We start from the raw sequence: 13,832 nt of genomic DNA on the forward strand, positions 1-13,832 counted from the left end.
ATTGGGTTCAAATTCCGATCAAATCGGGGAAATACAGCGCGAATGCTGGACTACACACGATCGGAAATTATAATCAATCGATCGAGCGGCCACGGCTGCCCACAGTGTATTCCCTTTTTTCAGGACAGCCCCCAAGCCAATGAGTAACGCGCCAAGCAACGACGACCTTTCCATGAACAGCCAAACTTTCGTTCAATGGCTGAGAACTGTTGCCCCTTATATTCATGCCTTTCGAGGTAAAACCTTCGTGGTGGCCGTTGATGGTGAGTTGGCTTATCAAGGCTACTTGAATTCACTTGCTCAGGATTTGTCACTGTTACACGCGATGGGCATGCGGATTGTGCTGGTGTGTGGTTCTCGTCCTCAGGTTGAAGAACAACTGGCCCTGCGCAACATTCAACCCGCTTTTCACAAGGGTTGGCGAATCACCGACAAGGGCGCACTGGAGTGTGCCAAAGAAGCTGCTGGCGAATTGCGGCTCGACATCGAGGCTGCATTTTCGCAAGGCTTGCCCAACACGCCCATGGCGCATTCATCCATGCGCGTTATTTCGGGCAACTTCATCACAGCGCGCCCCATGGGTATTCTGGATGGTGTGGATCTGCAGCATACCGGCCTGGTTCGGAAAATAGACGTCACTGCGATCCAAATGAGCCTGAACAGCAGCGCAATCGTGCTGCTGTCGACCATTGGATTTTCTCCCACGGGAGAGGCATTCAACTTGAGCATGGAAGACGTGGCCACCAGTACGGCGCGTGCAATCAAGGCTGACAAGTTGATCTTCGTAAGCCAAATTGAAGGCATATTCGACAAAAACGGCAAACTGCTCGAAGAACTTGAACTGGACCGTGCTCGTGAAATCATGCTTCAGGATGACCTGCCCGAACTGACCAAAGACTATCTCGAGTGCTGCATTCTTGCCGTGCAAGGCGGTGTGGGACGCGCGCACATAGTGCCACTGAACCTGGATGGTGGCGTGATGCTTGAACTGTTCTCGCACGACGGCGTGGGCACCATGGTTTCGGAGGAAAATCTCGAAAGCTTGCGCCAAGCGACACTGGATGACTCCGGCGGTATCAAGACCCTGATCGAACCCCTGGAAATGGCGGGTGTTTTGGTGCGCCGCGGGCGCGACCGAATTGAACGCGACATCGATCATTTCATCGTACTGGAACACGACGGCATTTTATGGGGCTGTGCCGCCATGTACCCTTACCATGCAGAAGGTGTCGCCGAATTGGCCTGCCTTGTCGTCCATCCCTCTTGGCAGGGCACAGGCGATGGTGAGCGCTTGTTGAAGAAAATTGAACACGACGCCCGCAAACAGGGTTTAAAACAATTGTTTGTTTTGACCACACAAACCTCGCACTTCTTCCTGAAGCGTGGTTTTGTGGTGGGCGACGTGGACAAGTTACCCATTGAACGCAAGCGCCTCTACGACTGGAACCGCAAATCGCAAGTGATGATTAAAACGCTGTGATCGAGCATACAAGGCGGGCATCATGAGCACCTTCAAACAAAAACCTCACACACTAGGCTTGAGCACTGAGATTATTCACTCCAAGCCGGTCAGTAGTGAGGGCTTTTCCGCACTGCCTGTACCTGTATACCGAGGATCAAGCACGTTTTTTGATGACACCGCAGCCCAACGCGCCTCCGTCAATCCTATCGGGCTTGACTACAGCTATGGCTTGCATGGCAACCCTACGCAGTACTCGCTGGCAAAAAAACTGGCTGAAATAGAAGGCGCTACGCATGCGCTGGTGTGCCCCTCCGGGCTGACCGGTATTGCGCTGGTGGCCCAAGCCTGCCTGAAAAGTGGCGATCATTGGCTAATTCCAGAAAACGTGTACGGCCCCGTGCAAGCTTTGGCGAGAAGCCTGCACATGGACTACGGTGTTGAGTTTTCAGAATATGACCCTTGCAACGCCAATAGTGTCGCGGAGGGCTTGCGCACCAATACCACCCTGGTGTGGACTGAGGCACCAGGCTCACTCACATTCGAGGTTCCCGATTTACAAACCATTGTGGCACTTGCGAAAGCCCATGGTGCACGCACTGGCATCGACAATACCTGGGCTGCAGGCATCGCATACAAGCCTTTCCAGCATGGATTTGACTTTAGTGTGCAGGCGCTGACCAAGTACCAATGTGGCCATGCCGATGTATTGATGGGTGCGGTGCTCAGCAACAACACCAAGGCCTTTGCAGATTTGGAACGAAAAAACCGGATATTGGGCCTGGGTGTGTCACCCGCCGATTGCGACCTGGTGTTACGCGGCCTGCTCACGCTGCCCTTGCGCTATCAGCAACAGGCACAAAACGGCTTGCTGGTGGCCTCCGCACTAAGGCAACACCCCGCAGTGGCGCGGGTGCTTCACCCGGAATTCCCGGATTGCCCGGGACATGCGTTTTACAAACGCGACTTCAACGGCTTTGCCAGTATTTTTTCGATCGTATTGAAGGCGCAGTACTCGGATGAACAGGCCTGCGCAATCATCGATAACCTGAAGCTGTTCAAGATTGCGTATTCATGGGGTGGGCCCGAAAGTTTGGGATTGGTGGTGAACATTCCTGACAGCCGAAGAAGCCGCCTTGCAGACGAGCACGGCCGCTGCGGGCCAATACTTCGTCTGGCCATTGGGCTGGAGGAGCCGGCGGATTTAATTGCTGATTTGATGCAGGCACTTGATACAGCGAACCGGGCTTAACCAAACTTCAGTAAAGGACGCGCTGCCGGCAACGCGTCCCCTAAACCCTTTATACCTTCACACAATCTACGAAATAACTCACGTTGCCCTGCTCATCTTCAATTTCGACCAAACCGTGAATATCGGTCTCGAAGCCAGGAAACTGCTTGTTGAAATCGCGTGCAAAGCGCAAATAATCCACAATCGTCGCATTGAAAATTTCACCGGGGATCAACAATGGAATTCCCGGCGGATAAGGCGTCAACAATGCCGAGGTAATGCGACCTTCCAGTTCATCAATTGCCACACGCTCAATTTCTCGATGGGCCACTTTGGCGTAGGCATCGGCAGGCACCATCGCGGGCTGCATGTCGCTCAAGTACATTTCTGTAGTCAAACGTGCCACATCCTTCTTGCGATACATGTCGTGAATCGTGTTGCATAAATCGCGCAAGCCCACGCGTTCATAGCGTGGATGGGCTTGGCAAAACTCAGGAATGACACGCCACAAGGGTTGGTTTTTGTCGTAGTCGTCCTTGAATTGCTGAAGCGCAGTCACCAAAGTATTCCAGCGGCCTTTGGTAATGCCGATGGTAAACATGATGAAGAACGAATACAAGCCGGTTTTTTCCACGATAACACCGTGCTCTGCCAGGTATTTCGTCACGATTGATGCCGGGATGCCTGCGTCAGAAAACTGACCGTTCACATCCAACCCTGGGTTGACAATGGTCGCCTTGATTGGGTCAAGCATGTTAAAACCATTGGCCATTTTTCCAAAGCCGTGCCAAGTGTCGGTGGTGTGAATCAACCAGTCATCGCGCGGGCTCATGCCCTCTTCGCTCAACACATCAGGGCCCCAAACCTTGAACCACCAGTCGTCGCCAAACTCCTCAGAAACCTTGCGCATGGCGCGACGGAAATCAAGCGCCTCCATGATGCTTTCCTCAACCAAAGCGGTACCGCCGGGAGGCTCCATCATCGCAGCAGCCACGTCACAGCTTGCAATAATGGCGTATTGCGGGCTGGTGGATGTGTGCATCAAATAGGCTTCGTTGAAAATATGGCGATCAAGTTTGCGGTTTTCGCTTTCCTGCACCAGAATTTGTGAAGCCTGAGACAAGCCTGCCAGCATTTTGTGGGTAGATTGTGTGGCGAACACCAGAGAATCTTTGGTGCGCGGGCGGTCCCGACCAATCGCATGCATGTCTTTGTACATGGGGTGGAAGCTGGCGTGCGGCAACCAGGCTTCATCAAAGTGCAAAGTATCAATTTCAGAGCCCAACACCTCTTTGATCATTTCTACGTTGTACAAAACACCATCGTAAGTGCTTTGCGTAATCGTCAAAATACGGGGCTTCTTGTTCTTGGCCTTGCTGGCAAAAGGGTGGTTTGCAATTTTCTTGGCAATGCTCTCGGGCTTGAATTCATCCAGCGGAATCGGACCAATAATACCCAAGTGATTGCGCGTGGGGGTCAGGAATACGGGAATAGCACCGGTCATGGTGATCGAATGTAAAATCGACTTGTGACAGTTGCGGTCCACCACCACAATATCTCCAGGCGCAACGTTGGCATGCCACACCATTTTGTTGGACGTCGAGGTTCCGTTGGTCACAAAAAAACAATGGTCGGCATTGAAGATCCGCGCTGCATTGCGCTCGGAAGCGGCAACTGGCCCCGTGTGGTCCAGCAATTGACCCAGCTCGTCTACAGCATTGCACACGTCGGCACGAAGCATGTTTTCACCAAAGAACTGATGGAACATTTGACCCACCGGGCTCTTTAGAAACGCCACACCACCCGAGTGACCAGGACAGTGCCAGGAATAAGATCCATCTTGCGCGTAATGCACCAAAGCGCGGAAAAACGGAGGAGCCAAGGAGTCCAGATAGCTTTTGGCCTCACGAATGATGTGGCGCGCTACGAATTCTGGTGTGTCTTCGAACATGTGAATAAACCCATGCAATTCTTTCAAGATCGCATTGGGAATATGTCGAGACGTGCGGGTTTCACCATACAGATAAATTGGAATATCTGCATTTTTGAATCGAATTTCCTGCACAAAATTGTTCAAATTCTGCAGTGCATCCTCAATTTCCTTCTTGCTGCCCAAGCCGAATTCTTCGTCATCGATTGACAGGATAAAGGCACTTGCGCGGCTTTGCTGTTGCGCGAATTGGGAAAGATCGTGATAACTCGTCACACCCAATACCTCGACGCCCTCTTTCTCGATGGCGTCTGCCAGGGCGCGAATGCCGAGACCAGATGCGTTCTCGGAGCGGAAATCTTCGTCAATAATGACTATGGGAAAACGAAATTTCATTGATCTTCCTGTGATCGGGGTTCAACACAAAACAAGGCTGCATTATCCACTACGCAGCTCCCTGTTCCAAGCCCTATTGTCATGCATTTATCCCTCCATGTAGTGACTTCACAGAAATGTCATCTGACCCGGGTTCAATAGGCCACTTTCCTTCTTGCTATTCTCCTCAGCTGCCCCTCATGCAGATCAATTCCACATCAGCCTCGCCCGGTCAATCTACCCCATCCACAACGCCTTGTCGCCCAGCCTGCGGCTTGACAAAAAGAATGGACAACTACGTGAACAACTATGACACTGGTTTTGAACGTGTCGCCAAATTGCGCGCGAAGATATTGGCTAAAGCAGGTCATACGCATGAATTTGACAGGGCTTTGGTACTACCCGAGCAATACAGAAGTCGTGGTCTTCGTGCTTTGATTCATCTGGCCAAATACACAGAGGAAATAGCGGAGGGAATCGCCGACATTTCGGGATTGGCTGAACGCCTGACAAGAAATCTTATTTCCTCCGGCGAAAAGCCAGACTTGGCTTTGGTGATCGCCTCGGGGGTCGGCAGGGTAATCTCGGGGCAGCTCAATTTGGCAGGCATGGCGGTTCATAAAGTGGCTGGTGCAGCGCTGTACGGGGTCTCCTCAATTTTGAGCCTTGCTGCCCTGGGAATGATTAAAACGGGCTTGGGCACGAGACGAATCCAAGCGGAAGTGAGTCACGCGGGAACGAAATCGCATTTTGATTCCAGCGCTTACCTGAGTGTGGCCAGAACAATGCTTGCCAGCAAAGAACGCCTGCTCAGCGCCATACTCAATAAAATCGGGAAACGTGAGGGCCGACGCCACTGTGTAATTCAACGCTGGGTCAAATATATGTCCAGACGCCAAAGCTCAGTGCCACAACATTTGGTGTCGAAACGGCGGACCAACTGCAATTACATTTGGCAAAACCTTCACCAGTATGGTCCGCTTACGAGGTCACTAATGCATGTGGCCTACGGTACGTTTCAGGGCATCAATAAATTGCTTGTCTCTTATGACAAGCATATCGGCGTTGCCATCGGCAACAAGCTGTTAGGAAAAAAGATTGGCAGTGTATTGGGCTGTCGGCTGGGAATGACAGCGTCGGTCGGTACGGCCGCCGCTATTTCAGTGCCAATGTCACCACTGTTGGTGGGGGTTTCCACCGTAGGCGCGATGGCCTGTGCCGTTGCACTGCTTATGCTGACGTTGGCCAAGTTGAATGTTCAGTTAACCCATGACTGGAAAGGAAATATTCAGCAGCCCGTGCGAAATCAGGTTTTTGGCAAAGTCACGCCCACTTGGCCCTGATACTTGCCGCCACGATCGCGGTACGACGTTTCGCACACCTCGTCGCTTTCAAAGAAAAGCACTTGCGCACAACCCTCGCCCGCATAAATTTTGGCGGGCAGTGGCGTGGTGTTCGAAAACTCCAGTGTTACATACCCCTCCCACTCTGGCTCAAAGGGGGTAACGTTGACAATAATGCCACAGCGGGCGTAGGTGCTTTTCCCCAAGCAAATGGTGAGTACATTGCGCGGGATCCGGAAATATTCCACGGTGCGCGCCAGGGCAAAAGAATTCGGGGGGATGATGCACACATCACCTTTGAAATCCACAAAACTTTTCTCGTCGAAATTTTTGGGATCCACAATGGTGCTGTTGATGTTGGTAAAAATCTTGAACTCGTCTGCGCAGCGAATATCGTAACCATAGCTGGAGGTGCCATACGACACGATTCTTTTGTCGCCTGCATAACGAACCTGGCCGGGCTCAAAGGGCTCTATCATCCCAGTGCTTTCAGCCATCCTGCGAATCCATTTGTCCGATTTAATGCTCATGCTTACGTTGCTTTAGTGAAGTTCAATAGGCGAAATGTTACATGAGACAAGTGATCACTGATTCATCCCATCGAGAATCTCGGTTAATTCCTGCATGACCGAGTTGGCGAGTGCATCAAAAAATACCTGAATCAGATTGGCCAATTGCGCGCCCGTGACTCCTTCAAGAGGCAATTGCATCAAAAACTCGAGGTTTTCCGTCTCCATATTGATGCCCACCTGATACTGGAAATCAAGCACATGAATCATCGCGTGTGCCTCAGCCAAAAAATGGAGGCATATTTCAGCCGAACTGGGTTCATTCATGTTGTACAAGGGAAATGCCATGACCACCCACCGTGCGTTTTGCGACTCACCCGCGCGAAACGACAGTTCGAACTGCTCTTTCTTGGCCATGATCACACCCTGCCCATCGAACCATCGCATGCCGGCCAGACCGATCGACTCGTGGAGGAGGTTCGCTTCGACATGGGAGAAGCCCGATTCGAGGCGCGGTGCAGCAGACGTTGGGGAGACGGGCTCAGAGGAAGCCCTCGACGAAGAGCGAGGTGAGGGATTTTTATTCATGAATTAAAGCGACTCAATCAAGTTGACCTAGATTGAGTAGAGAAGATGACAGGAAGGTTCCGTGTTAACTTACTTCAGACCAGCAAATGATGGCGGGACACTTCCTGCGAAATGGCGGTGAGCATGCCGCCGGATTCCGCGAGGTGTCCAGTGTCAGGAAGCTCGATCAAAGTCGACCGCAGAATAATTTCAGAAAGCAGCCTTGAACCACCTGGAGGACAAACACGGTCGTTTAGCCCTTGAATGATCGACAAAGGCCATTCGGCTTGAGCGATGCTCGAGAAAAGGGAATTCAGATCATGTGGAGAAAGAAAGCAGTCGTGCCTCAAGAAGTGAGCTTGCAGTCGGTACTTTCGCACCAATGCGAGCTCTTGGACATCACTTAGAAAAGGTCGCTTGCGATCAAAACTCCCGACCTTGCCAGTCAGTAAGGCATTCTCAAGTTTGTTCCAAGCCACCGATAACTCCAAAAGATGCTCGGGAGTGGCAACGTCAAAGCATTCGCAAACAAAATCCGTTCGGGCACCGGGACCGAAATATTCCGCAAAATAATCGGGGGCTATACGTTCCAGCGACTCAAAAAAAGCGTCTACACGAGGGCGCATGGGCAAAAACGGGGCGCGCAGCACTACGCTGGCAACTTGCTCTGGCCGGTACGCAGCTATCGCCAAAGCCAGAGTGCCACCCCAAGACCCCCCCAGAATGTGAAATTTTGGAATATTCAGTCGATCGGCAACCTCGAGCGCATCATCGACGAAACGCTGCAAGTCGATCACACTCAGATCCAGATCTTCGCTCAGACCGCTGTTGCGCTGATCAAACCCGAACCAAGGCAGACCTGCATATCGAATGGGCGCCACGTGAGAGGCCCCCAGACTTCCACCGGGACCGCCGTGGAGAACAAGCCAAGGAAGCTGACGTGCATTGCTGGCGAGGGGTTGGGCCAAGCCCTGCTCCGCCCATACAGCCAGGTTTCCGCCTAAATCCAATTCCAATGGCGGAACTGACCACACGCCTGCCAACCCCGCCTTCGGCGGCGGGCTGGCCACTTTGTGAAAGGTCAGTTCATCTTTAGGCACAAGAACCCCCGAGCCGCCTTGAGAAAACAAATTTAAGTGTTCTGCACCACAATGGAGGGAAACTTCAAGGACATGTCTTTCGACTGTTCAGCAATGCGGATTGCCACTTTGCGCGCAATTTCCTTGTAGGTTTTCGCCAAATCGCCGTCAGGATCAGCCACTACCGTGGGTTTGCCAGAATCCGCCTGCATGCGAATCCGCATGTCGAGCGGCAAGCCACCCAGGTAATGAATGTTGTAATCCTTGGCCATTTTCTGGCCGCCACCGTCACCAAAGATGTGTTCTTTGTGACCACAGTTTGTGCACACATGAATAGCCATGTTTTCAACCAAGCCAAGAATGGGTACACCCACTTTCTCGAACATTTTCAGGCCTTTGCGTGCATCGAGCAAAGCGATGTCTTGCGGGGTGGTCACGATGACTGCGCCAGTTACCGGCACTTTCTGTGACAGTGTCAGCTGAATATCGCCGGTGCCAGGTGGCATGTCCACAATCAAGTAGTCCAGGTCTTTCCAGTTAGTTTGCTTCAACAACTGTTCAAGTGCGCTGGTTACCATGGGACCGCGCCACACCATGGGCGTGTCTTCGTCGATCAGAAAGCCGATCGACATGGCTTGCACGCCATGCCCTTCCATCGGATCGATAATTTGACCGTCGTCCGATTGTGGTCGCCCGGTAATGCCCAGCATGGTGGGCTGCGAAGGTCCGTAAATATCCGCGTCCAGCATTCCCACGCGTGCACCCTCCGCGACAAGTGCCAGGGCCAGGTTCACAGCGGTGGTACTTTTGCCCACACCACCTTTGCCAGAGGCAACTGCAATGATGTTCTTGACGTTGGGCATCGGCTTTAAGCCACGCTGCACGGCGTGGGTTTGAATTTTGATGGTGGCGTTAACACTGACGTTTTCAACGCCTTGAACCTGTGAACGCACTGCCGCGATGGCCGCTTTGCGCAAACCATCCAGCTGGCTTTTACCCGGATAGCTCAACTCCAAATCAAAACTGACATCGCCGCCGTCTACTTGAATATTCTTGATCAGTTTGGCGCTGATGAAGTCTTTGTTCAAATTGGGGTCAATGACACTACGCAATGCCTCGCGTACGGTGTCGGTACTCACTGACATACACACTCTCCTCAAATCTTGTCTGGTATGGTCTTTGTTTATATAGGCGTGAGTCTAGCCTGTTTTTCACACAGCAGGCTTACACCCAACAGAAAGCCTTGCGTTCTAATGATTGTCGTTTACCCTAAATCTATTAATTACCCTCAAGTCATCGCCATTTTCTATGACTTGAGCGTCGTACCAACTTTTTTTCACACAACTTGATAGCATTGCTGCACAAAAATTCAAATGTTGTTGGAGATCTTGAAATGAAAACTTATGTTTGTATCGTTTGCGGCCTGATTTATGACGAGGCTGCCGGAATGCCTTCAGAGGGCATTCCCGCCGGGACACTTTGGGCCGATGTACCAGCAGACTGGCTTTGTCCAGACTGTGGCGTGGCTAAGAGCGATTTCGAAATGGTTGAGGTGTAAGCACTACCACTTGGCGTAATGGTCCTCGCACCACCCCGTCAAACCATCTAGTGAGTAGGTGGCACCCGTCTCTTTCAGGGTAACGGTGCCACTGAACTCACCAAAACACTGATTGAACCGACTGGCCAACACCAACAGGTTTCGGTGGTCGTCGATACTGCCTTGGGGTGTGAATTGCAAATCGACAGAGCCGCACTGCGAGTACACTCGCCAGGGTGCATGAACATTGTCACGCTCATACTCAAAAAGAACCAGCGGCAGGTTATTCAATTGACCATTGACCCAAAGTACGTTCTCATGCGCACTGGTTTCATTCACCCCACGTGCCACGTTCAATGAAAGCAAGGGCTGACCAGGCGCAGTACGGCCACTGGCACATGCCCAATTCCAGAAGGTTTCGCGTCGCAAAAAACCGGCGGTCCAATCATGGTAACAACCGTCCTTCTCTGGATTGATCAAATAATCAATGCCGTTCAAATGCACATGGCCGGTAACAGCCCCGCCACTGCTCTTCTGTGCATAGGCGAAACCTGTGTTGGCAACAGGCGTATTGAGAGCGAGGGTTTCGGATTCACGACAATCAATGGAGACTTGGCCGTGAAATGAATCACCCAAACGGAAGTTCAACGAACGTGATGTTTCCGTACGCACAGCCAACACCTGGTGATGTTTCTTGAATGGGTGAGTCCAGGTACTTTGACCAATTGGCTTGTAGTCGCTTTGAAAGCCCACATCCAAAGGCAAATCAAATTGAATTCGATACAAACCCTGTGCGGTATGAAGGTAAGCAAATGTTGAATTCAGCAGGCCAAGGCGAACCATGCCGCAGCCAAACGTAAACCCTTGGCCCAGTACACCATAAAAATCAAAGTGCTTGAACAGAAAACGCCGTTGCCAAGCCATGCGTTTTGCACCCATGGCATTGCGCGCATCATACTGCTGCCAATTGATTTGGCTGGGCAAGGCGGACATTCGCCCCCAAGTGGGTACACCTTTGGCGTTAATCAAATCCATAAACAAAATCGGGCAAGTTAGACTTGCCCGATTTTGTCACGTTTTGCCTCCCGCTAGAAAGGCGAATTCACTGCAAAGTGTTTGATTAAACCGGCAAACCACCGCCGATTGCATCGGTAATAATCGCCGGGTCCAGCATGCTGGTGATCGGTGCCAAAGGTGAATCGGCTGCCATACCCAACAAAGGATCAAGCGCTGCGTCCAGCGGTGTACCTGTTGTTCCGCCAGTTGAATCACCACCGCCACCACCTGCTGCATCAGCCAATGGGCCGAGTACTGCATCCAAAGGTGTGCCTGTGGGGCCGTCAGTTTCACCACCACCGCCAGCAGCATCAGCCAGTGGGCCGAGTACTGCATCCAAAGGTGTGCCCGTGGGGCCGTCAGTTTCACCACCACCGCCAGCAGCATCAGCCAGTGGGCCGAGTACTGCATCCAAAGGTGTGCCTGTGGGGCCGTCAGTTTCACCGCCGCCACCGCCAGCCGCATCGCCCAGCATACCCAGTGCATCGGCCAAAGGATCAGTCACTGCCGCCAGAGGGGTACCTGCCAAACCGTCAAACACAGGATCCAGCACTGCATCCAAAGGCGTGCCCGTTGTGCCTCCGGTATCACCACCGTCGTCACCACCGCCATTGCCATCGTCATCATTGTCATCCACCGTGCCACCACCCGTGGAATTGGTCGGCCCCGATCCCTCATCGTCACTGGAAGAAGCAAGCAAACCCAGGCCCACAGCACCCGCGCCTACTGCTGCAGCCGTGCCACCGAGTGAACCACCTGCCAACAAACCACCACCAAACAGACCGAACATGCCGCCTTCGGCACCGGCTTGATCCACACCCTGCAATTCAACCATCTCAGCAAAATCGGGATCAAGATTTGCGATTGTCACGCCATCGTCTGACAAGGCTTCAAAAACAAGGGCTGTTTGGCCGTTTTTCAATGTGGTGTCGGCAATAACACTCCCAGTCGGAGCGACCAGCAAATTGCCGATCGGCTCACCATAACTATTAGACAATATGATGGATGCGCGTCCAGAATCGCTGGCAGTGATCACATCACCAGCCATGATGGAATCGCCAGCGGCCAATGATCGGGTTTCGCCGTCACGCATGATGCTGACCGGGCCTTCCAACTCATTGACTGAACCAATTACCTGTGTGGACATGTCGCCTCCAAAATCTAATAGTGTTTGTGTTGTCGAATTTGTAAGTAATACTCTGACAACCCGAATGCGGATTCAAAACTGGTTGCAATTAAACCAGAATCAATAAAATCGCGGCCAAAACGGCACCCCACACGGCACCGATCAAGGGCATCATCCATTCATATCGGGAAAATACCGGGCGCAGCGCTTTTTCAAACTCCATAGCTGGCAGGCCAGACAGCCTTTCGACAATGACTTCCTCGATTCGCAAGGCATCATTCAGGTAAACACGCGCCGCCATGAGGTGTGCCTCTAGTTTGCTGGCAAAAATTTTTGCAGCATCGCGTTTGATGGCCACCCATTGCTCGGCACCGAGGATGGTGACCAGCAATGGCTTGACCCCACTGGACTCCAGATCCATCACCCTTTGCACATGGTAATCAATCAACGATGACAAATTCTTTGCGTTGGGCCCGCGACAAAGCGCCAAAACGATATTCTCGGTAGTCAGCACTTCACGTGCGGCGGTTTGCGCGAACAATTCAGAAATGTGTTTTTGATCGCGGAAGAAAAAACCCGTGAACTTGCCCAAACGAATGGTGCCATGATCCGGATGGAAGAACAGGCTCTCCAGCGCCAGTTCGTTGGCCAGTGCGCCAAGCACCACACCCACCACAATCAGCCAATACCATTGAATGCCAAACAGTGAAATTCCTGCCAGCAATACACCCACGACCAGCCCCGCTACTAGCGAGAAACGGATGAGGTACGCCATTGGGTCTTTGCCTGCACTCTTGAAGAGGTCAACAACCAAAAATGGTTTGCTGGTCACTACATCCAGCACGAGCGTTTTCAGGCTCAAGTAGTAGGCAGGCTTTTTTTGTAAATCAAGAATAATCTGTTTGGCCACTTCAGGCACGATGCCGCGAATTCTGAAAATAATCGAGTTCTGCAAGAAACTTGGCAAACTCTCCCACAAGGTGGGCTTGTGCTTCAGCATCACCTCGCGGCATGCGAGGTCCGCAGTCTCTTGCATGGGTGGAGTCAGCCGATCCGACAAACCCTGTGCCGGAATGCGCTTGATCATCTCATCCAGTGGAAGTAGCTTGTGAGTCATCAGGCGCACGGCTATTTCAGCCATAACCGATTTTTGGTGTGGTACCAAACCCTGCCAGCCTAGCCCCTCAAGACCCAGTTGGTGTAAGCCCAGTTTTCTGAACAAAGGAATACGCCATCCCTTGAATTCTTTTGGATTGAACATCAACCAGAGTGCCGCAGCCTGGAAAAACCAGGCAAGAAACAGTCCTGTCGCTGCCATGACCAAAAAAACAGCCCAAGCTGGCAGCCCCAAATGTAGGAAGGAGAAATCCAAAACGATCATCCTGAAGTAATTATTAAAATAATTGATCTAATTTCCACCCCCTAGCGGGCAGCCATAGATCGTTATACTGGCGAACGAGACAAGACAGATTAGAAAAAGCCGTCCAAAAATAGATCGACGACTATATATCTTTATACTTTACCAACAAAAAATAAGATTCTAAGGGGACGCCTTTCATGGATTGGGCAACTATTTACGCTGATGTTCAGCAGAACTACCTCTTTTACCTCTCAATCCCT

Annotated in this window: 12 protein-coding genes; 4 read left to right on the top strand and 8 right to left on the bottom strand. The window is 51.8% G+C overall.

Annotated features, from left to right (window positions below):
• Positions 1 to 139: 139 nt before the first annotated feature.
• Positions 140 to 1,480, top strand: coding sequence for an amino-acid N-acetyltransferase (gene argA / locus A0129_RS12190; protein ID WP_291715340.1), 1,341 nt, complete (start codon positions 140 to 142; stop codon positions 1,478 to 1,480).
• A gap of 22 nt (positions 1,481 to 1,502) precedes the next feature.
• A complete protein-coding gene (locus tag A0129_RS12195) occupies positions 1,503 to 2,711 on the top strand; it encodes a PLP-dependent transferase (RefSeq protein ID WP_291715343.1) in 1,209 nt (402 codons plus the stop codon).
• A 49-nt stretch (positions 2,712 to 2,760) separates the two neighbouring features.
• Here A0129_RS12195 and A0129_RS12200 read toward each other — a convergent pair whose 3' ends face one another.
• Positions 2,761 to 5,016: an arginine/lysine/ornithine decarboxylase gene (locus A0129_RS12200; protein WP_008250818.1), complete on the bottom strand. Its 2,256-nt coding sequence runs from the start codon at positions 5,014 to 5,016 to the stop codon at positions 2,761 to 2,763.
• Between the two features lie 413 nt (positions 5,017 to 5,429).
• Here A0129_RS12200 and A0129_RS12205 point away from each other — a divergent pair, with 413 nt between their 5' ends.
• Complete coding sequence (locus tag A0129_RS12205; protein WP_291715345.1) at positions 5,430 to 6,338, top strand: hypothetical protein; 909 nt, start codon at positions 5,430 to 5,432, stop codon at positions 6,336 to 6,338.
• Here A0129_RS12205 and dcd read toward each other — a convergent pair.
• From dcd to apbC, 4 genes are all read right to left on the bottom strand, one after another.
• Positions 6,302 to 6,868, bottom strand: a complete 567-nt coding sequence (gene dcd / locus A0129_RS12210) for a dCTP deaminase (RefSeq protein WP_105029183.1) — start codon at positions 6,866 to 6,868, stop codon at positions 6,302 to 6,304. The two genes, A0129_RS12205 and dcd, sit on opposite strands and share 37 nt — an antisense overlap.
• A gap of 54 nt (positions 6,869 to 6,922) precedes the next feature.
• Positions 6,923 to 7,435 carry a hypothetical protein gene (locus A0129_RS12215; protein WP_291715347.1) on the bottom strand — a complete coding sequence of 171 codons (513 nt, stop codon included), beginning with the start codon at positions 7,433 to 7,435 and terminating at the stop codon, positions 6,923 to 6,925.
• A gap of 74 nt (positions 7,436 to 7,509) precedes the next feature.
• Positions 7,510 to 8,514, bottom strand: coding sequence for an alpha/beta fold hydrolase (locus A0129_RS12220; RefSeq protein ID WP_291715349.1), 1,005 nt, complete (start codon positions 8,512 to 8,514; stop codon positions 7,510 to 7,512).
• Between the two features lie 32 nt (positions 8,515 to 8,546).
• On the bottom strand, positions 8,547 to 9,638 hold the full coding sequence (gene apbC / locus A0129_RS12225) for an iron-sulfur cluster carrier protein ApbC (protein ID WP_291715350.1): 1,092 nt from the start codon (positions 9,636 to 9,638) through the stop codon (positions 8,547 to 8,549).
• A gap of 248 nt (positions 9,639 to 9,886) precedes the next feature.
• Between apbC and A0129_RS12230 the strand changes: the two genes are divergently transcribed.
• Complete coding sequence (locus A0129_RS12230) at positions 9,887 to 10,051, top strand: rubredoxin (protein ID WP_040513190.1); 165 nt, start codon at positions 9,887 to 9,889, stop codon at positions 10,049 to 10,051.
• A gap of 3 nt (positions 10,052 to 10,054) precedes the next feature.
• Here the strand turns inward: A0129_RS12230 and A0129_RS12235 are convergent, their stop codons facing one another.
• The 3 genes from A0129_RS12235 to A0129_RS12245 all read right to left on the bottom strand — a co-directional run bounded on the left by A0129_RS12235 (position 10,055) and on the right by A0129_RS12245 (position 13,530).
• Positions 10,055 to 11,065 carry a DUF2804 domain-containing protein gene (locus tag A0129_RS12235; RefSeq protein WP_291715351.1) on the bottom strand — a complete coding sequence of 337 codons (1,011 nt, stop codon included), beginning with the start codon at positions 11,063 to 11,065 and terminating at the stop codon, positions 10,055 to 10,057.
• A gap of 85 nt (positions 11,066 to 11,150) precedes the next feature.
• A complete protein-coding gene (locus A0129_RS12240; protein ID WP_291715352.1) occupies positions 11,151 to 12,233 on the bottom strand; it encodes a hypothetical protein in 1,083 nt (360 codons plus the stop codon).
• Positions 12,234 to 12,321: 88 nt separating this feature from the next.
• The gene (locus A0129_RS12245) at positions 12,322 to 13,530 is read right to left on the bottom strand and encodes a hypothetical protein (RefSeq protein ID WP_291715354.1); all 1,209 of its coding nucleotides are present in this window, start codon (positions 13,528 to 13,530) and stop codon (positions 12,322 to 12,324) included.
• Positions 13,531 to 13,832: the final 302 nt, after the last annotated feature.

This window comes from Limnobacter sp. CACIAM 66H1 (assembly GCF_001601825.1).
In the GTDB taxonomy this organism is placed as follows: Bacteria; Pseudomonadota; Gammaproteobacteria; order Burkholderiales; family Burkholderiaceae_B; genus Limnobacter.